Genomic DNA, 20,815 nt, shown 5'->3' on the forward strand with positions numbered 1-20,815 from the left:
GGTCCGATTCGCCACCTGACGACCCTGCTCGTTAAGAATGTAATCCGTGCATGAGGGATGGAGTCTCTATAGGCATAATTGGCGCGTAAAAAGACAGAGCATGTGCTCGCAGTAGTACTGCAAATGCTCGCTTATGTAGGGTCCGTATGCATTCACATAGGCAACATGTTGCATCCATCGATTGACTGAATCCCGTGATGGCTGTAGAGCCGCCGTAATTATCAAAAGCAGAGAAGGCAATGTCACTGGGGCCAATTGAAACACTTACGTGGGTGGCAGTGTCGTTACTGTAATGGCGTATTTCTGAGGGAATTGCTCGAATGCATGAAAATACGGGGCAAGCTTGTCCGAATGCCCTTTCACTTGTTGCTTAAATAAAATCATCCACGACTTTCTCATTGTGGTTGCAAGCCCACTTCAATGGAGTGAATAAGTACTTGCTGGGGGGACAACTTGAAGTATTTCTGTATTCTTCTGAAATTCATATCGCCAATGGAGCAGATGCCAGCCTTGTGCATTTCAGCTACATGGGTCAACAATTGCACCATGATGCCACTGTCAATCCCTGCATAGAAATACCCCAAACCACCGTATTTCGGCATTGTCACATCAGCGTTATAAATGAGATAGATTGAAAACGCAGATGACTGAAAGATTTCCTTATTCATGGAATAATGTGCATCCTCAGTAATTACACAAGTATTGCTGACCATTTGCAGGACATTTTCAATTGGATTGTAGTAATAAAGTCCCGCTTTCATGTTTTCTACACGATGATCTTTGATATAGACATACAGATCAATTGGATAAAGGCCGCCAGCCGTTGCATAGTTGTAGCGGATTTCGTCCTCGCGTCGATATTGTTTAAATACCGAAATCAGACTGGAAAAGACATCGAATGGAACCTTCTTCTTTTCTTCAAATTGACGCCAGGTTCTACGAGCTGTAATGACCTCGGGAAACTCACTCTCTGCCAAGGGGACGTTCGTTTGGGTTGTTTGCGGTAAAGATCGGGACAATTTTTCCTGCCTAAATGCCTCGTATTGAGCCGGATCAAGAAATGTTTCTGACGAGTACGAATGAGAGATAAGATGTTCTTGGGGGAAATAGATCTCTTGAGGGGTTAGAAGTGTATGAACCAGAATGCGATTTGCAATCAGGTCGCGGACAAAATCTGCGACTTGATCAGGATTTGCCTGTGGAAAACGAGAGATGAGATCGGGAATCTTGATTCCTTTTTGTGTCAAATAATAAAACGTTGGAAACAATCCCGATACAGTACCTGAATAAGATAGCAATTCAATGCGAATTTCATCATCCTGCTGTTCCCACCTGACTGAAGGCGACCAAAAGTATTCACAATCTTCGTGGAAGGGTTTCATCATTTTTTTGGTTACTTGCGGTTGCATGACCTTTATCCCCTTTTCTTTCATAATCTATTTATCTTCACATAAGGCCCGCCGCTACAGGGGTAGGCTCTTCGCTTTCTCTTGAAACAGAAGGCTCGTTGTACCGTACTACTTCACCAGGTATGCCTACTACTGTGCAGTTAGGAGGAACTTCCTTCAGGATGACCGCTCCAGCTCCAATTTTGGAGTTATCTCCCACCCTAATCGGTCCCAATACTTTTGCGCCTGCACTGATGATGACGTTGTTGCCTATCGTGGGATGCCGTTTTCCTGTATCCTTGCCAGTTCCCCCAAGGGTGACACATTGATATAGAGTCACATGATTGCCGATCTCTGTCGTTTCCCCAATAACAATGCCCATACCATGATCAATAAAGACGGCCTCTCCGATCTTGGCTCGCGGATGAATGTCAACTCCGGTTAGAAATCGGTTAACTACAGAAATCATACGCCCTGCCAGGAAAAACCCTTTTTTGTAAATGCCATGAGCAATACGGTGAAGCAAAAGGGCGTGGAAGCCGGGGTAACAAAGAATAATCTCCAAGGTGTTTCTAGCTGCAGGGTCCTTAGCTTTGATAAAATCAATGTCCTTCCTCAACTTATGAAACATGGGATCTCTCCTCTTGTTCATAGCGTTACCCATATTGTTAAAACATCTCTATTTCTGTTGCAAATTTTGCTCCTCGGCGATCCCCCTTTCCTTTCCTTTCAATCGTTTTGTTCATTCTATACTTCAGAATTCAAATTTTAATATAAAACCACGAATACTAAACGTATAGTATTGAACACAAAGATTATTCTACTACGCAATTATTCGCATGTAAATATTTTACAGTAAAAAAATTACATATAATCCTCTATTTTCTACCTAGAGTTATGATCTTTACATACCGTAATGGAAAATGTTAGAATTCAATTAATAACGATACTAAACATTGAATATTAAATGTTTAGGAAGATGGTGAGGTGCAAACATGACGAGAGCTATGGTGCTAGGACTTTTGTTAAAATCTGGACCGATGTCCGGCTATGAAATACAGCAGAAAATGATATCGGCCAAAACAGACAAGTGGGCTTATGTCCAGCCTGCTTCGATTTACCATGCATTAAAGAAGCTGGATCAAGAAGGATTTGTAGCTTTGGAAACGCTGGAGCAGACCGGGAATCGTTCCAAGGCAATCTATTCGATTACAGCAGAAGGCAAGCAAGAGTTAAAACGGTTGCTGGTCAACGCCTTTCAAAACTCATCTGTTTTGTTTCCCACCGATTTATACACGGCGTTAACTTTTATGGATGAAGCTGAGCTAGATGACATTATCCTCGCTTTGGAAAAGCAGCAGGTGGCCATCCAGAAAGTCTATGAGGATTTGAAAGCAGATCAGGAAGAAAAGGCAAAATTTATGGAAATGCCACAAAATGTCCTGTACATTTTCCAAAATATCTATGATCAATGTGAGCTTCAGTTGAGCTTTATCAGTAAATTAAAGGAAGACTTTCTGGCCCAAAGACAGAATGCTTCCCCTATAAATTCGGTCTGAAATTGCCAAGTAAGGAGTTAAGATGGAGCTGGCTCTCCTAGTAAAAAGTAATCTGCCTGCTTGGCTTTGGTGAAACAAGCTCCCTAACGCAGAAGCTTGTTTCTTTCACTATAATTGAAAATGGCATAGCAAAAAGCAGTATTTGTTGTACATACTGCTTTTTGCTTTTACTTAACATTTTCTGTCCTCTCGCTCCCGGTTGTTAACAATGAAAAACCACTTGTATAATTGTACCTTCACCGAGCTTACTTTCTATTCTCATTTCAGCGTCATGAATGCTAGCAATCTCCTTACATAATGATAGTCCGAGCCCGAGGCCTCCTCCATTCGCTCTCGATCTCGATTTGTCGGACATAAAGAAGGGCTCAAAGACTTTTGTTATGTCTTCATCAGGAATACCGATCCCTGTATCTTTCACTTCAAGAATAATTTTTGACTCCGTATTTCTGTATGAACGTAGAAGTATTTTATCGTTGTTCTTCGATGCTTTAATTGCATTGTCTATCAGGTTTGCAAGTAAAATTTTCATCAAATCCTTATCCATTAAAACACTAAGATGCTCTGTCGATATTTCCAGATCCATATTCTTTATGTTCAGCTTTGGAATAAAGGAATGTTTGATTTCTACAAAAAGTTCGTCAAGTTCTCCCTTTTTTAACTCAAAATCCTCTTTTCGCAAAACAATGAGCTCCATAAGCTTAAATGTCAGTTTCTCTAGCCGCTTTCCTTCTTCATAGATAAAGCTTAATGAGTTGATATAAGTCTCTTCATCATATTTATTCGTTCGTAAATAATCCGCATAGCCTATGATCGAAGTTAAAGGAGTCCGAAGTTCATGTACCAGGTTATCGATAAACCTTTGCTTGTCTTCTGAAGATCTTTTAAGCTGGTTTACTTTATCTTCTACATCAACGGCCATCAAATTGAAATTTTCCGCTAACAACCCGATTTCATCATTCGATTTTACCTTTACTCTTTCGCTGAAATTCCCGGCTGCAATTATTCTTGTTGACTGGATCAGTTTATTAATCGGTTTTACGATAAACATGCTCATGATGATGGTAACGATAACCAAAATTGCTGAAACAAGAGCATTTAACTTGATTAAAAGGCTTAATAAGTCTTTTCTATTTTCATAAACACTCGAAATATCTTTCACGTAAGAAAGCTTATAGTGATTATTTTCCAGATAAATATTCTTAGCGATAAATAAGTACGTCTTTTCCCCTAGATCCCGTATGATGTAATTTACTTTATCTGACGGTATGTTTAATTCTTCTCGCTGAGTAAGAACTATCTTGTTGTTTTTAAAATGACTGAAAATAACCTTATTGTTTTCATCTATTACATCTAGATACACCTCCTGTTCCCCGAGGTTATCCAAGTATGTACGAATCATGGAATCTATGTTTGGTTTGCCAACTCCTTCAGCATCCGGGGTTGAAGATTTTTGAACTTTAAGCAGATATAGATTTGATTCTAAAGAGTTAGCAAATCGATCCTGTTCACTTATCCCGGAACGGACCTCCATATTGAGATTGAGTTCAAAGCTGCTATTAATAAGGTAAATGGATGCTGGTACAAAAAAGATTTCAAAGATGATTAATGTACATAAAAATATCCTCTGCCAAAATTTCATTTATTCCTCCAGCCTATATCCCAACTTAAATACTGTTTTAATTTCATCTTTCCATCCCAGCTTTTTTCTTAGCTTTTGGATATGGTTGTCGATCGTCCGAGTCTCGCCAACGTAGTCATATCCCCAAATTTTTTCTATGATTTTTTCTCTCGTTAATACGATGTTTTTATTTTGTACGAGAAACACCAATAATTCGAACTCTTTCAAGGTAAGCTCAATTATTTCACCGTTCTTTTTCACCTTCATTTCTTGCAAGTATACTTCTGTGTCTTTAAAATTTATGATGTTGCTTTTTTTATTGTAATGCCTTAATACATTTTCAATCCTGGCCAGCAATTCAATTCCTTCAAAGGGTTTCGTCATATAGTCATCTACTCCCGCTTTTAATCCATACACCTTATCTGTGACAGAACTTTTCGCAGTTAAAAAAATGACAGGTATCCCTAAGGGTTTAATTTTTTCGAATAAAGTAAATCCATCAACTTTTGGAAGCATGACATCCAGTAGTATCAGATCAAAACGATCTTTTTCAATTACATTTAGGGCTTCCTCTCCGTTAAAAACGATTGAACTCTCATAATTTGCCGTATTTAAATTCAATTTAATTAAATTTGCTACTGCGATATCATCTTCAACAACTAAAATTTTTATCATTCTGTTTTTACCTCATTCCTTTTGTAACGGTTTGATGGAGTAAGTAGCATTTCCGGCACTTACTCCATCTAATCGGTCCTACAATTTTTAATTTACTTTCAGTTCTCTAAAATTCTCACGGTAGTCTTTTTCTACGGAAGGTAGAGTGATTAGTCTGTCATAATTAATCTCATAGCTAGATACTGAATAATTTTTCAGACTAATTGTCATATCTACATCCCTTCCATCCTCCAGTTCGCAAAGAACACGTATGGTTCCGGAACTAGCACTCTTACTAACTTTCATCGTATTTTCCTTAACATTTTTCTGTTGTTTATCAAAAAAGTTGATAACCGCAGATTTAACTTTCGCATCATCGATTGTTGTCTCTGAGCTTCGACCTTCATTCGTAAAAGCAGTTAAAGAAACAATTTCACCTGTTTTTTCATTTATGACAATGCGATTAGAAGCGGGCATTGGCTGGTTTAAGTCTTCAGCACGAACAAACTGTACAACGATAACATTTGCCGTATCTTTTTTGGCGTTTTCTTTTAGTACTGCTGCATCTTCTTTTGAATATAAATCCATAAAGAACTTAAAGTCTTCTTGCGCGTTTGTTCGATTAACTCGCGCCTCACCAAAAGATTTCGCATCAAGCCCCATATAGTCTTTTAGAGCTTTGGTTGCCATTTTTACCGCTTCTTCATCACTAATCTTTCCATTTGCTACTTTGACTACATGGTTTGTAGTGGTTTGATTTGTGCCATTTCCTACTTTGCTTGCCACTGTTACGACCTTGTTTTTAGTAGAATGAACCGCGTTTTCGCTTGCAAATACAGCTGCTGTAGCACCGCCTACAATTGTTAGTGCCATTGAAAAAACGAGAATATTTTTTTTGTTCATAGTAATGCCTCCTGGAATTTTTTGTTTTTGGTTTGTGCACGAAACCCTTGTTACAGGTATAGAATATAGCGGTAATATGTAAAAAGTATCTTTCAGTTGTCTCCAAGTTGTAAATTCTATAAAACCATTTCTTTTGTTGTTATAGAGAAGATTGAAAACCACCTGGAGGCTTGCTTCAGGTGGTTTTTCAAAAGCGGGTTTTGCATTCCTACCACTGAATGAGATGGGAACATCGTAACCCATTCAATTACTAATATTACTATAGAAAAGAAAAGCAAAGAACAGTATCCAACAACAAATACTGTTCTTTGCTTTATATTTCCAAATTATGCTTCTTTAAGATCAAAACGATCGGCATTCATTACCTTCACCCATGCAGCAATGAAGTCACGCACAAACTTTTCTTTGTTATCGTCTTGGGCATAAACTTCTGCAATGGCACGCAAAACAGAGTTTGAACCGAACACGAGGTCAACAGCAGTTGCTGTACGCAACACTTCACCTGTTTTGCGATCACGTCCTTCAAATACGCCGCCGTCTACAGGCTTCCACTGTACGCCCATGTCTAGCAAGTTAACAAAGAAGTCGTTCGTGAGTATGCCTACACGATCCGTGAATACGCCGTGTTGTGTGCCGCCGTGGTTTGTACCGATAACACGCATCCCGCCAACGAGTGCAGTCATTTCTGGAGCAGTAAGGTTTAATAGCTGTGCCTTGTCTATCAGGAGCTCTGCAGGACTTACACGATACTGCTTCTTCTGATAGTTCCGGAAACCATCTGCGATTGGCTCGAGCACGTCAAAGCTTTCTGCGTCGGTTTGCTCTTGTGTTGCATCCCCACGTCCAGGAGCAAATGGAACCGATACATCAAAGCCAGCGTCTTGTGCAGCTTTTTCTACTGCGGCACTACCGCCGAGTACAATCAAATCGGCCATGCTGACTTTTTTACCAAAGTCCTCTTGAATGACTCCCAGGATCGTAAGTACTTTCTCAAGTTTTTTGGGCTCATTTACTTCCCACTCTTTTTGTGGAGCTAGTCGGATGCGAGCACCATTGGCGCCACCACGCATATCCGAACCACGGAAGGTACAAGCGGAAGCCCAAGCCGTTGTTACCAGCTCACTGACGGTAAGACCTGAGTCTAAGATTCGTGTTTTCAGTTCTGCTACATCGGCATCTGTTAGTTCATAATCAGCAGCGGGTATAGGATCTTGCCAAATAAAATCTTCTGCTGGAACTTCTGGACCTAAATATCTTGAGCGAGGCCCCATGTCGCGGTGTGTGAGTTTGAACCATGCAGTTGCAAATGCATCTGCAAACTCCTCTGGATTCTCATAGTAACGACGAGATATCTTTTCGTATGCTGGATCCATACGCAAGGCCATATCCGCAGTGGTCATCATCGTTGGAACACGCACGGATGCATCTTCTGCATCTGGTGCAAGATGCTCATCAGCAGGATTAACAGCAACCCATTGGTGTGCACCTGCAGGACTCTTGGTCAGCTCCCATTCATATCCGAACAGTAGTTCAAAGAAACCATTATCCCATTGTGTCGGGTTCGCGGTCCAGGCACCTTCAATACCGCTGGTGATGGCGTCGCGGCCTATACCGGAACCGTGTGTGCTCTGCCATCCTAAGCCCATTGCTTCCAAAGGTGCAGCTTCCGGCTCTGGGCCTACAAGAGCAGCATCTCCTGCGCCGTGAGCCTTTCCAAATGTATGACCACCTGCCACGAGTGCAACGGTTTCTTCATCGTTCATTCCCATGCGTTTGAAGGTTTCGCGGATGTCGCGGGCACTTGCAAGCGGATCTGGATTCCCGTTCGGCCCTTCTGGGTTCACATAAATCAGACCCATTTGAACAGCAGCAAGCGGATTCTCGAGCTCACGATCGCCGGTGTAACGCTTATCGCCTAGCCATTCTTTTTCAGCACCCCAGTAAATATCTTCTTCTGGATGCCAAACGTCCGCCCGTCCGCCTCCAAAACCGATTGTCTTCCCGCCCATGGATTCAATAGCAGCATTACCTGCTAGGATGTACAAGTCCGCCCAAGAGATCTTGTTGCCATATTTTTGCTTGATCGGCCATAGCAGTCGACGAGCTTTATCAAGGTTGGCATTGTCTGGCCAACTGTTAAGTGGCGCAAAACGCTGAGTGCCGGTTCCAGCACCGCCACGTCCGTCTCCTGTACGATATGTACCAGCGGAATGCCAAGCCATACGGATAAATAACGGCCCGTAATGTCCGTAGTCGGCAGGCCACCAATCTTGGCTGTTTGTCATTAGATCATAAAGATCCTGTTTGAGAGCCTGGTAGTCCAACTTTTTGAACTCTTCTGCATAATTGAAGTCCTCGCCCATAGGGTTAGATTTCCTGTCATGCTGATGCAGGATGTTCAAGTTCAACTGGTTTGGCCACCAATGTTTATTCGATGTAGCACTAGGGTTGTGATTCGTAGTGCTACCGTGCGAAAACGGGCACTTTCCAGTGTTAGCAGTTGCCATAGAGTCCATTTGTCCCTCTCCCGTCATTTAAATTAAGTATTAGATAATAATACTTCTAATTAATTTATATAGCAGTTAACAATAGAAATCAACATCTTTTTGCTCTTTTCATCGTAAGGATTTATGGAAAGTTACGATTGGCATCGTATTGCGAAGCAGTCAAAATAACGAGGGAATCGTAAGAAGAGCGATAAAATATATGAACTCTTTCATTTCCGAATGGCTGATTCTAACGTATGCATGGACCCTGTAGATTATGATCTTGTCACCATTCGGAACATCGATCCATCACAAAAAGCCCACTATCTCCCCGTAACGGAATATGTGGGCTTTTTGTGCGTAACTGGCTTACTTGATTGAATGATTCAATCAATATGAGACACACCGCGGGACTCTCATTCCATGCAGTCGGGAGAAATCACTTCCCATTTTCCAAACAGTGTGAATCCTGCTGCTTTCGCCAAGGCTGTAGATGTATGGTTATCGAGTTGGCATCGGTACTGCGGTTCGTATCCCTGACCATAGGCATATTGGGAGATGGAACGCACTACTTTGCGGGCGTGGCCTTTTCCTCTAAAGGACGTCAGCGTCAGTACGCCAAGATCCGCAATATACGCATCCTTCCATGGATACATACTGGCAGCGCTAACCAGGCGATTTTGCTCAAAAGAGCCGAACACTGCCCAATGATCCAATTCCACATAAGCGTCATCCAAGTCTTGTTCCGATGCGGAGGAAGCAAACGCGGAGAAAACCGACTCATCTTGCACGGTTAACCGGCGCAAGTCACCTTCGAGGTTTTCTTGCAGCAATACGTTCTTCTCGGCTTTTGAAAAATAAAAAAGATAGTCTGCGCCATGCAGCGTGACGCCCGCTTCATTCAATTTCTGGCGAAAGATCGACTCAGACAAGGATTGTTGTGGAGAGAGGCCTACCTTATCGGCCAGCGCAGGTGTCAAGACAGCCATCACGCGTCCGTCGGAGGTTTCCAGCACCATAACCCGGCTATCCTCGTCAAGTGCAGGGTTTATGGCAACAGTAAAAGATTCATCGCTATAGAGGACCTCACCGTTTAAAAATTGCTCCCTCCAAAAGTCAGGGATCGTTTGTGAAAATACAGGCGTACTTCTTACTGGATTTGTCATTATGTTCACTTCCCTTGTAGACTCGTCGAACAGTTCTTCTGCCATTATGTATGCTTCGGAAGTTTCTTTAGAAATTGCTCGATTGCATCCATATAACCTGGTATCGTAATTTGTCGCGGAGCGAAAAGACTGATGATTATTGCCTGCATATTTGAATTTGCCGTTTGCTTGCTTAACATAGAGTGATCAGCGTCAGGAAAGACCGCTACGGTCAGCAGCTCAGGTTTTACGATGTCACGATATACCCTCTCCGTTTCCTTCACATCGACATGTATATCTTCTTCCCCCAGTATCAGAAGCACAGGCGAATTGAAATTCGGAAGGTCATTAGTGGCATCTGACAAGAAATTTTTGCTCACAAATGTCCATCTGTCTTTTGCCATCAAATTATTTTCGCGAGCAATTTTCACATACTCCTCATAGGAAGCTTGTTTTTCCAATAACGTGAGTACTTGCTGGTCATACGCCTCTTTGTCTTGAATTTCCGCTTCTGAATACCCGTCTATCACCATTTTTTTGCGTGTATGATATTGCCCTTGACTTACCCAATTAATGGCGGGCGATAGAAGTAGACTGAATGCGAGCGGTTCCTTCTTGGCGAGCTTTGGAATGACCCATCCTGCCTGGCTTGCTCCCCAAACCCCAATCTGTTTCTCGTCAATCATCGGCTGCTCTTTTGCCCAAGCAATAGCCTGACGCGCTTCTTCCACGCGGTCATCTATACTCTGGTGTAACCAATTGCCCTCGGAACCGTTCATTCCTCTCTTATTAAGGGACAAGGAGGCGTAACCAAGTGAGGCTAACCGCTCCCATAGCGGCTTATAGCCATCATCATGCGTGGCATCAATAGGTCCATCACCATGTATAAACAAGACTAAGCCCAATTTGTTCGTGTAGTTTTTAGGCAGTACGAACGTACCGGTCAATTTGCCTTCCGATGTCTGGATTTCAACAGCTTCCTCAACCATATTAAAGCTGTTTTGCTCCAATATGTATAGTCCTGCACCGCCAAATAGCAGGACGATGATCATCATGGAAATCATTATTTTCTTTTTCATCTATCCTTCTCCTCTTGAAAAGATTGCAAAGTGAATATCTCCAACCATACACCTTAGGTCAGACCTAAGATCAAGTAATGAAATGGTAAAGGCAGATCGTGTAAATAGATGGTACCTTGAATGGACTTTCAAGAGAGTTTATTCTAGGTATATCAACTCTTTAAAGGGGGTGATAATTTATCTTTGCTGTCGCCTGAATGGTCAAACTATCATCGCGAAAGTTATGAGGGCATCCAACTCTGGAAATGAGGCTGGCAAAACCTTTGCCGTAGAGCAAAACGGAGAACACGCTACTCTCGGTATCAAAAAAAGGAGTCTCTTCTTCGCGGATTACAGGTTTCACATGAATACTAAGGAATTTATTCTTAAGGATAACCCTATCAACAGCCTTCTTTATTTTTGTGTGGACGGTACGGTACTTGGTAAGAAGATACGGATCGAAGAAAATTGGGATAAAGAAATTGAAGTGAAACTGGATCGACGAAAGGTTGCGCTGATTAAACCGAATACTCTTTCTCTTGAGGCAACGATTTTTATGGAAGAAGAGGCTTCCCGCCATTTTCTGTTGTTTTCGTTAACATGCTTGATGTATGTCATGTTTATCATTTATAAGGATGAATCGAAGATAATAGAAAGATTAATGGATGAATTATTGGATGAAGGTGAGGAATAAACGTACATTTTTCACTTCAGCAGAGGCAGTACGGACGAGAAAATAAAGTCCTGAACTGCCTCTGATTGTGAAGGCTGTCAATTGGGGCAGATACCCATCATTTTCTTACGACAAGTTGAATGACATGGGCTAGTCCGGTGTGCGCCTTTCCTGCCACACGCTCTTGTTCGCCATAGAAGAAATGGATCACTTCTTGGCCTTTGCACCAAGCAAGAATTTCTTTTGGATCATAAAGCATGTCAAGTTCCTGGGGGCCGCCTGTACCATACGTTAATTGTTCCTCCGAGAATACCTCAAGCATGAGAATTCCTTTGGGCTTTATTGCCTTTTTCATTTTATTCAGAACCATCGTCTGAGCATTTTTATGAAAATGTCCATATACCATAATCGCGGCATCATATTCTTCGCTTGGCACATCCTCTTCCAAAAGGTCAATTTTTTGGGTTTGTACGTCAACGGAATGCTTCCGAGCCAGTTTTTTCGTTTTTTGCAAGCCACTCTCCGCATAGTCAATGGCTGTCACTTCAAGATTTCTTTTTGCTAAAAAGACTGCATTCCGGCCTTCACCCTCTGCAAACGCGATCACTTTTTGACCTTGTTCGAACCGAAAAGCCTGTTGTTGAATAAAAACGTTAGGTTCTTCCCCATAATAATATTCTTCCGAATGAAAGCGCTCATTCCAAATATTCCCCATATTCTCCATCCTCCTGTCATTTAAAACCATTGTAGATTTATTATATCTACAATATCTCCAAAGACAATGATATGTCAATATCGCATGGTATCGAGAGCATCTACATAAGAGCCTTTCTTTGGACGTACCTCTTGACCTTAGGTCTGACCTAAGGTGTATGGTTATGATATTCTACCTCATCCCAAGGGAGTAACGTTTATGAAGAGTGAAATCACCATTAGCGAATTAGCTACGCTTATGAATGTGTCTGTTCATCAGATTCGTTATTTTGAAGAGAAAGGGGTTCTTCTACCTGCTTACTTAGATAACAATCAGTATCGAATGTATAGCATGGATCAAGTTTACCAGCTAGCCCATATTCTGTTGCTTCGCAAATTGGGAGTGCCAGTCCAGTCAATTAAAGAATGCATGACTTCCTATTCTGCTGATCAATACGGGCAGCTACTCAATCGTTCTTTGAGAGGAATACATGCAGAGATACTTCGCCTTCAAGAGCTTCAGCAATTCATAACAAAGGTTTTGCATGAACAAAAGAATTTTCAATCTCACACGAATCCCTACCAAATAAAGTGGCGCGAAACCACTTATTTGGCCCGGTGGATAGAAATGAGCTCCCAAATGACGCTAAACGCCAAACTGTTGGCTGAACAGGCCAAGTCTGTCCCAAACTTGTTCGAATCGGACATTCATTTTATCGAGGATGGTTCCAGTACCCTTACGTTATACACGGAAACAGAAGCGCCTGGCGATTTTTCAATACCCAGCGGCAACTATCTTTCTACCCAAAGGCTGGTCCATGAAGAGGATGAGCTTGAACAAGTGATTGAACAGTTTTACGCCTATGCCGCAGCCCAGTCTCATGTTATACAGGGACCCTTGATCCTCATTGAAAGATCCTACTTATCCCTATTTAGTCAAAACCAACTGCATTATGAACTACAAGCTTTGATCGAACTGACTACCCATTCCGAAAGAGGAGACCGATCATGACTGTACCACCAATTACGATAGAACCTATGCATTCTATGTATAATCAACAGATTGGTCAACTTCTTGTTCACGGGTTTCGTGGGAAATTCCAAACCCTTACGAAGCTCAATGATGGCGATCTCGCCCTCTTTTTCGAAAAGTTATTTGATCATGTCCCTTCAGATCCAGCGAGTCAACGAATGGTCGCGCTACAAGAGGGAGAAGTCGTCGGAACGATATCCATCAAGTGGAAGACCTTATCTACTAGCATGCCAACATTTCCTGCATGGAAGAACTTCTATCGTTTTGGAAAATGGAATCTCCTGAAAATGTTCATCGGATTATCTTTCTTAGACCATAAACCAGAGGCTGGAGAATGTTATATTACAGACGTTGTTGTCCATCCGGATCATCAAGGCAAAGGAATTGGAAACCTGCTATTGCAGTGGGCGCAGAATTTCGCACAAACACAGCCAAGCCTAGACAAGTTAAGCTTGTACGTCGCAGACAAAAACCCCCGGGCAGAGCAGCTTTATCAGAGATTATCGTTCCATACGCAATTGCGAGAAAGCAGCTTCCTCTCACATTTTTTATTCAAGGAGAAAAAATGGAGTTACATGGTGAAGAGATTGAAATAACTCATGACAAAGGGCGAATCGTCTCTACTCGACATCCGCCCTTTGATAGTAAACCAAGTTTTAATAAGGATACCCCGTCATCTGGATCTTTGCTCATACAACTTAACGATTTCGATGATGGTGTTCACAGCGTGCAGCATGTTGTCAACGGAGACATACTCGAACCGCCCGTGGTAGTTTTCCCCGCCTGTGAAAATATTCGGTGTTGGCAACCCCATGTATGATAGCTGTGAGCCATCCGTGCCACCACGAATCGGTTGAATCATCGGTACGATTCCGAGGTTTTCTAGTGCTTGTGTAGCGATGTCCACTACTTCCATTACAGGCTCAATTTTTTCCCGCATGTTGAAGTATTCGTCTTTGATTTCGAGTTCAATTCGCTGTTCTCCGTATTTTTTCTGTAATTCTTCTACGATAAGAGCCAATTCTGACTTTCTCGCCTGAAACCGATTGCGATCGTGATCCCGGATCAAATAACGAAGCTGCGTTTGCTCGACATCTCCATGAATGGAAGACAGATGATAAAAGCCTTCGTAGCCTTCTGTCTCCTCAGGAGTTTCATTAACCGGCAGCCTTCCATGCAGCTCCATGGCAATTTTTGAAGCGTTGACCATTTTACCTTTGGCCGAGCCAGGGTGAACGTTCTTCCCTCTGCAAGTAATGATAGCTGATGCAGCATTAAAGCTCTCGTACTCGATCCCGCCAAGAGGCCCGCCATCCATCGTATAGGCATATACTGCATCGAAGGCGGAGACATCAAATTTATCAGGGCCTCTGCCGATTTCTTCATCCGGGGTGAAGGCTACTCTTACTTTCCCGTGCTTCAGTTCTGGATGGCGAATCAGATAATCCATGGCAGTCATGATCTCGGCAATACCGGCTTTATCATCAGCGCCAAGTAATGTGGTACCGTCTGTCGTGATTAAGGTGTGGCCTTTATAGCCAGCCAACTCTGGAAACTCGCGCGGTGAAAGGACAATATTCAGCGCTTCATTCAAGACAATGTCTTGTCCGTTATAATTTTCAATGACTTGCGGCTTCACGCCAGCGCCGGTAAAATCGGTGGCCGTATCCATATGAGCAAGAAAACCGATTGTTGGAATTTCTTTGTCTGTATTGGACGGTAAGGTTGCCATGACATAACCGTTTGCATCCATTGTAACTTCCTGCATACCTATCGCTTTCAGCTCGTCTATGAGCATTTGGGCAAGCACGAGCTGCCCTGGTGTTGAAGGGCAAGTTTCGCTGTTCTCATCGGATTGTGTATCAACTTGCGCGTAAGAGATGAATCTATTCATGATTTCCTTTTTCATGTTCTTATCTCAGCTCCAGTACAATTAGTCAAACTTATTTTAGAAAGACATGATCTCGTGACAAATTCTACCACGGTTCCCACTGATTCTTCAATTAATGAGCCTGATGCTTTCACATGCCGTTCCACTACATTTTTAGTCAGTTATCTGAATGCTCCCAGCCTCATAAAAATTGGTTTTGGACTGACTCTGAAAAATCAAACAGCGGCGACCCAAGATCAGAAAATACAATCTTAGACTCACCGCTGTTTTTAATGGAAGGCTCTATTCCGTATATGATTTGCCATTCAAATGATAAATGAGTTGCACAACGCCAGAGGAGAACGTTCTTGTATTCACCAATGTTACATTCAACCTCTGTTTTATATCCATAAACAACGGTTTTCCTTCTCCCAAAATAACAGGGTGAACAGATAAGCGAAATTCATCTACCAGCTCTAAATTGATAAAAGTCGTAATAAGACTTGCTCCACCATATAGCCAGATGTCTTTACCAGGCTTATTCTTTAGTAGATTGACTTCTTCAAGAATATGATCGTTGATGAATGTTGCTTTATTGTCAGTCCCTTTTTTCGTCTTGGAAAACACATATTTTTCTTTACTATGGACCAATCCCCAAATCTCTTTTTCCGAATCAGAATGTTCAATTTCCGGCGTATATTGCCCCCATAAGTCATAACTTTTTCTTCCATAAAGTATCGTGTCGATTTGATGTAAGAATGGAACAAACCCCATTTCAGCGTCCATTACGCACCAATCAACTTCTCCATTTTTCCCTTCAATAAACCCATCTAACGTAACAGCTAAATCTAATATGATTCTTCGTGTCATGAGTGGTTACTCCTTTCGTTGATTTACCACTATTCTAGACCTTTAAATATGTCAACTTGTGTCTTATTCGTAATCCATGCATCGGGCAACAAATGTCCTTCTGCTACCAGCTTTGAGTTGCCTTCCAAGTAAACGGATTCGGCAGCATCGTCTGTGAGATGGTAAGAAATTTTAAGTGGTCCCCCTCGAGTAAGCAGGTTTACAGAGGTGTCTACATGTCCTAAAACACCTGCAATGATTGCTGCAGCAGTCGATCCGGAACCGCACGCGTAGGTCTCTGCCTCTACTCCGCGCTCATAGGTTCTGATGCGAAGCGTTTGCCTATCAATCAGTTCCACAAAATTTACATTCGTACCATTGGGAAACTGCTGCTGATCATTTCTGACCATTCGTCCCCATTCTCTAAGCTGGTCGTCCGCTATTGCGAAAACATTTTTGACAAACCAGACCGTGTGGGGAACTCCGACAACACCGTAGTGGTAGAGGTCGCTCGGTCCGTCCCACTCATATGGTTGATTCAGCTTCAGCGCTTGCAATTGAACGTCGGGGAACTTGACTTTCACGCCGTTCTGATTGAGCTCTGCCTGATAGATGCCGGCCATCGTTTCGAAACTCATCTTCGTCTTGGCTGCTCCGATGTGGTAAGCAAAGCGCGACATGCACCTTGCACCGTTTCCGCACATTTCTCCTTCACTGCCATCTGCGTTAAAATACCTCATCTTAAAATCGGCGATGTTGGAGTTCTCCAGCAGCATGAACCCATCCGCACCGATTGAAGTGCCTCGCCTGCATACATTTTGGACAAAGGCTGAAAGCGCAACCTCGTTCAACAGGCCATCGCGATTGTCTACTACAATAAAGTCGTTGCCACAGCCATTCATTTTTGTAAACGGAACCCCACGATCAAACATTTCGCTCCCCCTTTTTATCCGATGTACCGTGCAAAACAAGCGACTGCTCCACAGGATGGACTGGGGAGCAGTCACTATGCGTTAAGAAGGATCAATTGCGGGAAATGATTGATAGAGATGACAAGCGACCGATTGCCCTTCTATTTCACGGAGCTTTGGCACCTCGACTTTGCATATTTCCATGCTGGTATGGCAGCGCGGATGGAATTTACATCCTTTCGGCGGATTAGACGCAGACGGGAGATCTCCTGACAATACCATTTTCTCTCGCGTATCATCAGGATCGGTAATGGGCTTGGCTGAAAGCAACGCTTGTGTATAGGGATGCAGCGGTCGTCCAAACAGCTTCTCTTTCTCAGCATACTCGATGATTTCACCTAAATACATGACCGCCACTTTATCGGCAATGTGCTCAACTACGCTCAAATCATGCGAAATGAAGACATAGGTCAAGGAAAATTGTTCTTGCAAATCCTGCAGCAAATTAAGGATTTGCGATTGAATCGACACATCCAGTGCGGAGACAGGCTCATCTGCGATAATCAGCTTTGGCCGAAGAATCAGGGCGCGGGCGATGCCAATTCGTTGTCTTTGCCCTCCGGAAAATTCGTGAGGATAGCGAGATAGATGCTGCTTGCTCATGCCGACAATGTCAATCGTTTCTTCCAGTAGCGCTTGTCGCTGCTCTCTGGGAATACCGTGCGAAATTAGCGGCTCCGTCAAGATGTGCCCGATCGTTAGTTTCGGGTTCAATGTTTCAAATGGATTTTGAAAAACCATTTGCATATTTCGCCTTACTGCACGCATTTCTTTTTTGTTCATTTTTCCTATTTCGTTACCTTGGAAACGAATTTCGCCTTGGACCGGTTCCAACAAACGCAGAATACATTTTCCCAATGTAGACTTTCCACAGCCTGACTCCCCGACAATCCCCAGCGTTTCACCTTCATAGACGTTCACATCAATCCCGTTTAGAGCATGAACATCATGCGGTTGTTGAAGCCACCCTTTTTTCATGCGAAACAGCTTGCGCAGCCCTTTCACTTCCAGGATTGGAGTCGTCATCCACCTACCACCGAGCCTTCCTGTTCATGATCCTTGTCTTGCGTAAATAACCAGCATCGACAAGAAGAATACTGATCCACTGGACGGAGCACAGGATTCCGCTCCCAACATATCGCCATCACTCTATCGCATCGCGGAGCAAACCGGCACCCTTTGGGTTTGTTTTCCGGTGTCGGCACACTGCCTTTTATGCTGTGAAGCCTTTTTGCGCGTTGCCTTGGTGTCGATTGGAGCAAACCTACCGTGTACGGGTGCTTCGGATTGCGCAGCAACGACCTTACGTCCGCTGTCTCAATCGCTTGTCCCGCATACATCACCATGACGCGGTCGCACACTTCAGCGATCACCCCTAAATCATGCGTAATCATGATCACTGACATGCCGATATCCCTTCTGATTTTTTTGATCAGATTCAAGATTTGCGCTTGAATGGTCACATCCAATGCGGTCGTCGGTTCATCAGCGATCAGTAATGACGGATTGCATGCGATCGCCATGGCAATCATCACACGCTGCCGCATTCCTCCTGACAAACGGTGCGGGTAATCCCTGTAAATCTCTTCCGCCCGGGAGATGCCCACCACGGTAAGCAAATCCAGTACCCGTTGCTTTACCGCCGCTTTGCTTTTACCCTCATGCTCGTGCAGTACCTCACTGATTTGTCGGCCGATTGTCAACACCGGATTTAATGAATGCATCGGTTCCTGAAAAATCATTGCCATTTCCTTGCCTCTGAGACTGCGTATCTCGGCTTCACTCAGCGCAAGGACTTCTTTCCCGTTGAACCGAATGCTTCCAGTCAAAGTGGCATTATTGTCCAACAGTCGCATGAGCGAGAGCGAAGTGACGCTCTTGCCGCACCCCGACTCTCCGACAATTCCCAGTGTCTCCCCTTTTTTCACATGTAAATCAAGCTGATCAACAACCGTAATCGTACCCGACTCTTTCGAGAACCGGGTTGTCAGCCCCGTCACTTCCAATACATTCTCCATAAATGGAAGTCTCCTCTCCATCCTCTTATTGCCCATTTACTTTTGCGTACGAGGATCAAAAATATCACGCAAAGCATCTCCCAGCCGGTTTACTGCTAACACGACAATGGTGATGGCCAATCCCGGGTATGTCGCAAGCCACCAGGCATCGGACAAATAATCTTTTCCTTCATTCAGCATGGTCCCCCATTCGGGAGTCGGCGGCTGCGCGCCCAAGCCAATAAAGCCCAATGCAGCCGTATCGAGAATCGCTCCCCCGACGAACAATGTCATGTAAACGAACAATACATTCGTAATATTGGGGAGAACCTGGAAGAGAATGATCCACCAGCTCGGCGTCCCGATCGATCTGCTGGCTTCCACATATCCAGACGACATGATGACGAGCGTAGCTGCCCTGATCAGACGCGCAAAGCTGGGAATCGAAGAAATGCCGATTGCGATCATCGCATTGGTTTGACTCGGTCCAAGCGCCGCGACAATGGCCAAGGCCAAAATGATCCCCGGCAAGGCAAGCAAAATATCCATCATCCGCATGAGCAGGTGATCAATGAATCCTCCCACATACGCACTGATAACACCAATCACCGTTCCTGCCGCTACTGTGATCCCGACCGCCATGACAGCAACCACAAGCGTAACGCGTGTTCCGTATAAAATACGGGAAAACAAATCGCGTCCGATCGCGTCCGTTCCGAGAACATGCTTGGCAGACGGGCCTTGCAAAAAGGCTTCGTAGTTACTTTCAGTAGGGTCATACGGAGCGATCCAAGGCCCGACGATTCCGATCACAGAAATGAGTAAAAGCACCATCAAGCTTAGTTTTGCTGCTCGCTGTTTCTTGATTTTTCCCCAAAAGGCAAGCTTGGGAAAAATCGGGAATTTGGCATACATCGCCCCATCTGCTACGGTTTTGCTCCCCTCATTCAAGTTACCGCCCCTCCTTTTCCGTAATGAGGTCGACACGCGGATCAATCAAACCATAGAGGAGGTCGACCATCATATTTACCACGACATAGACGAAGCCCATAAGCAGCACAATGCCCTGAATCATTGGAAAATCACGGGATGAAATCGCACGGATAGCCAATGTACCGATCCCAGGCCAGTTGAAGACTTGTTCGATGATCACCGCCCCGCCCAGCAGAGTCGCGATTTGCAAGCCTACCACCGTAACAACAGGAATCATGACATTGCTCAAGGCGTGTCGGAATAGGATGATCGACTCCCTCAATCCCTTGGCCCGTGCCGTTCGAATGTAATCATGGGAAAGCACTTCGACCATACCTGAACGCGTCAGTCGGCTGATCATCGCGGAAGACAAAACGCCCAAGGTACAAGCAGGCAAAACAAGATCCTTCCATCCTGTACCACCCGCGATTGGAAACCAGCCTAATTGAACGGAAAATAACATGATGACGATTAACCCCAACCAGAAGCTCGGCAGCGATAATCCGATCGAGGCTGCCGCCATCAGCATAAAGTCCAAGAGGGTATTTTTGTATCTCGCAGCGATTATTCCCATCGTTAAACCAATCACGACCGCGATGCCAATCCCAGCAAAGGCTAGCTTGGCCGTTGCCGGAAATCGTTCCATGATTTCCACGATGACAGGTCTCTCTGTTTGTAAGGAAGTCCCAAAATCCCCTTGGATGACTTTTTCCATGTAGGTCAGGTACTGATGAGGAAGGGGCTGATTTAGCCCCATTTGTTCACGTAACTGTTCCACTTGTGCTCTTGTAGCCTTTTCCCCTAACATGATCCGTACCGGATCTCCAGGAATAAAATGAACAAGCGCAAACGAAAAGATGGAAATCCCGAGGAGGACAATCACTCCTGATAGCATCCGATTCAACAAATACTGTTTCATGATTCGCTCCCTCCTCTCTCCCAGAAT

The 20,815-nt window shown here is 43.8% G+C and carries 21 protein-coding genes; 5 read left to right on the forward strand and 16 right to left on the reverse strand.

The window, feature by feature from the left end:
• Positions 1-395: 395 nt before the first annotated feature.
• Together AB432_RS16140 and epsC are read right to left on the reverse strand one after the other, a co-directional pair.
• Positions 396-1,409, reverse strand: a complete 1,014-nt coding sequence (locus tag AB432_RS16140) for a SagB/ThcOx family dehydrogenase (protein ID WP_053079593.1) — start codon at positions 1,407-1,409, stop codon at positions 396-398.
• A 37-nt stretch (positions 1,410-1,446) separates the two neighbouring features.
• Positions 1,447-2,040: a serine O-acetyltransferase EpsC gene (gene epsC, locus AB432_RS16145; protein ID WP_268811837.1), complete on the reverse strand. Its 594-nt coding sequence runs from the start codon at positions 2,038-2,040 to the stop codon at positions 1,447-1,449.
• Positions 2,041-2,383: 343 nt separating this feature from the next.
• Here epsC and AB432_RS16150 point away from each other — a divergent pair, with 343 nt between their 5' ends.
• Positions 2,384-2,947, forward strand: a complete 564-nt coding sequence (locus AB432_RS16150) for a PadR family transcriptional regulator (protein WP_048033146.1) — start codon at positions 2,384-2,386, stop codon at positions 2,945-2,947.
• Between the two features lie 202 nt (positions 2,948-3,149).
• On the opposite strand, the gene AB432_RS16155 is transcribed toward AB432_RS16150, so the two are convergent.
• The 4 genes from AB432_RS16155 to katG all read right to left on the reverse strand — a co-directional run bounded on the left by AB432_RS16155 (position 3,150) and on the right by katG (position 8,638).
• Positions 3,150-4,586, reverse strand: a complete 1,437-nt coding sequence (locus tag AB432_RS16155; RefSeq protein WP_048033147.1) for a sensor histidine kinase — start codon at positions 4,584-4,586, stop codon at positions 3,150-3,152.
• The gene (locus AB432_RS16160; RefSeq protein ID WP_048033148.1) at positions 4,587-5,240 is read right to left on the reverse strand and encodes a response regulator transcription factor; all 654 of its coding nucleotides are present in this window, start codon (positions 5,238-5,240) and stop codon (positions 4,587-4,589) included.
• Between the two features lie 87 nt (positions 5,241-5,327).
• Positions 5,328-6,122 carry a hypothetical protein gene (locus tag AB432_RS16165; RefSeq protein WP_048033149.1) on the reverse strand — a complete coding sequence of 265 codons (795 nt, stop codon included), beginning with the start codon at positions 6,120-6,122 and terminating at the stop codon, positions 5,328-5,330.
• 326 nt (positions 6,123-6,448) lie between these two features.
• Positions 6,449-8,638 carry a catalase/peroxidase HPI gene (gene katG / locus AB432_RS16170; protein WP_048033150.1) on the reverse strand — a complete coding sequence of 730 codons (2,190 nt, stop codon included), beginning with the start codon at positions 8,636-8,638 and terminating at the stop codon, positions 6,449-6,451.
• 210 nt (positions 8,639-8,848) lie between these two features.
• On the opposite strand from katG, the gene AB432_RS30520 reads away from it, so the two are divergent.
• A complete protein-coding gene (locus tag AB432_RS30520; protein ID WP_162630248.1) occupies positions 8,849-8,989 on the forward strand; it encodes a hypothetical protein in 141 nt (46 codons plus the stop codon).
• A 35-nt stretch (positions 8,990-9,024) separates the two neighbouring features.
• Here AB432_RS30520 and AB432_RS16175 read toward each other — a convergent pair whose 3' ends face one another.
• Both AB432_RS16175 and AB432_RS16180 read right to left on the reverse strand, forming a co-directional pair.
• Positions 9,025-9,774 (reverse strand): GNAT family N-acetyltransferase, encoded by a 750-nt coding sequence (locus AB432_RS16175; protein ID WP_048033151.1) that lies wholly within the window; start codon positions 9,772-9,774, stop codon positions 9,025-9,027.
• 44 nt (positions 9,775-9,818) lie between these two features.
• A complete protein-coding gene (locus AB432_RS16180) occupies positions 9,819-10,832 on the reverse strand; it encodes an alpha/beta hydrolase family protein (RefSeq protein WP_048033152.1) in 1,014 nt (337 codons plus the stop codon).
• 169 nt (positions 10,833-11,001) lie between these two features.
• On the opposite strand from AB432_RS16180, the gene AB432_RS16185 reads away from it, so the two are divergent.
• Positions 11,002-11,505, forward strand: a complete 504-nt coding sequence (locus AB432_RS16185) for a hypothetical protein (RefSeq protein ID WP_162630249.1) — start codon at positions 11,002-11,004, stop codon at positions 11,503-11,505.
• A gap of 97 nt (positions 11,506-11,602) precedes the next feature.
• Here the strand turns inward: AB432_RS16185 and AB432_RS16190 are convergent, their stop codons facing one another.
• On the reverse strand, positions 11,603-12,199 hold the full coding sequence (locus AB432_RS16190; RefSeq protein ID WP_048033153.1) for a class I SAM-dependent methyltransferase: 597 nt from the start codon (positions 12,197-12,199) through the stop codon (positions 11,603-11,605).
• Between the two features lie 198 nt (positions 12,200-12,397).
• Here AB432_RS16190 and AB432_RS16195 point away from each other — a divergent pair, with 198 nt between their 5' ends.
• Entirely contained in the window at positions 12,398-13,189 is a 792-nt protein-coding gene (locus AB432_RS16195; RefSeq protein WP_048033154.1) for a MerR family transcriptional regulator, read from the forward strand.
• Positions 13,186-13,806 carry a GNAT family N-acetyltransferase gene (locus AB432_RS16200; protein ID WP_048033155.1) on the forward strand — a complete coding sequence of 207 codons (621 nt, stop codon included), beginning with the start codon at positions 13,186-13,188 and terminating at the stop codon, positions 13,804-13,806. Before AB432_RS16195 ends, AB432_RS16200 begins: the two co-directional genes overlap by 4 nt.
• Positions 13,807-13,883: 77 nt before the next feature.
• Here the strand turns inward: AB432_RS16200 and pepT are convergent, their stop codons facing one another.
• From pepT to nikB, 7 genes are all read right to left on the reverse strand, one after another.
• The gene (gene pepT / locus AB432_RS16205; protein ID WP_048033156.1) at positions 13,884-15,119 is read right to left on the reverse strand and encodes a peptidase T; all 1,236 of its coding nucleotides are present in this window, start codon (positions 15,117-15,119) and stop codon (positions 13,884-13,886) included.
• 264 nt (positions 15,120-15,383) lie between these two features.
• Positions 15,384-15,950, reverse strand: a complete 567-nt coding sequence (locus AB432_RS16210; RefSeq protein WP_048033157.1) for a dihydrofolate reductase family protein — start codon at positions 15,948-15,950, stop codon at positions 15,384-15,386.
• 29 nt (positions 15,951-15,979) lie between these two features.
• Positions 15,980-16,861: a diaminopimelate epimerase gene (gene dapF, locus AB432_RS16215; protein WP_048033158.1), complete on the reverse strand. Its 882-nt coding sequence runs from the start codon at positions 16,859-16,861 to the stop codon at positions 15,980-15,982.
• Between the two features lie 81 nt (positions 16,862-16,942).
• Complete coding sequence (locus tag AB432_RS16220) at positions 16,943-17,926, reverse strand: ABC transporter ATP-binding protein (protein WP_048033159.1); 984 nt, start codon at positions 17,924-17,926, stop codon at positions 16,943-16,945.
• A complete protein-coding gene (locus tag AB432_RS16225; protein ID WP_048033160.1) occupies positions 17,923-18,918 on the reverse strand; it encodes an ABC transporter ATP-binding protein in 996 nt (331 codons plus the stop codon). Before AB432_RS16225 ends, AB432_RS16220 begins: the two co-directional genes overlap by 4 nt.
• A gap of 36 nt (positions 18,919-18,954) precedes the next feature.
• The gene (locus AB432_RS16230) at positions 18,955-19,848 is read right to left on the reverse strand and encodes an ABC transporter permease (RefSeq protein ID WP_048033161.1); all 894 of its coding nucleotides are present in this window, start codon (positions 19,846-19,848) and stop codon (positions 18,955-18,957) included.
• A gap of 1 nt (position 19,849) precedes the next feature.
• Positions 19,850-20,788, reverse strand: coding sequence for a nickel ABC transporter permease (gene nikB / locus AB432_RS16235; protein ID WP_048033162.1), 939 nt, complete (start codon positions 20,786-20,788; stop codon positions 19,850-19,852).
• Between the last annotated feature and the right edge of the window lie 27 nt (positions 20,789-20,815).

The sequence above is a fragment of the Brevibacillus brevis genome, assembly GCF_001039275.2.
GTDB classification, from domain to species: domain Bacteria; phylum Bacillota; class Bacilli; order Brevibacillales; family Brevibacillaceae; genus Brevibacillus; species Brevibacillus brevis_C.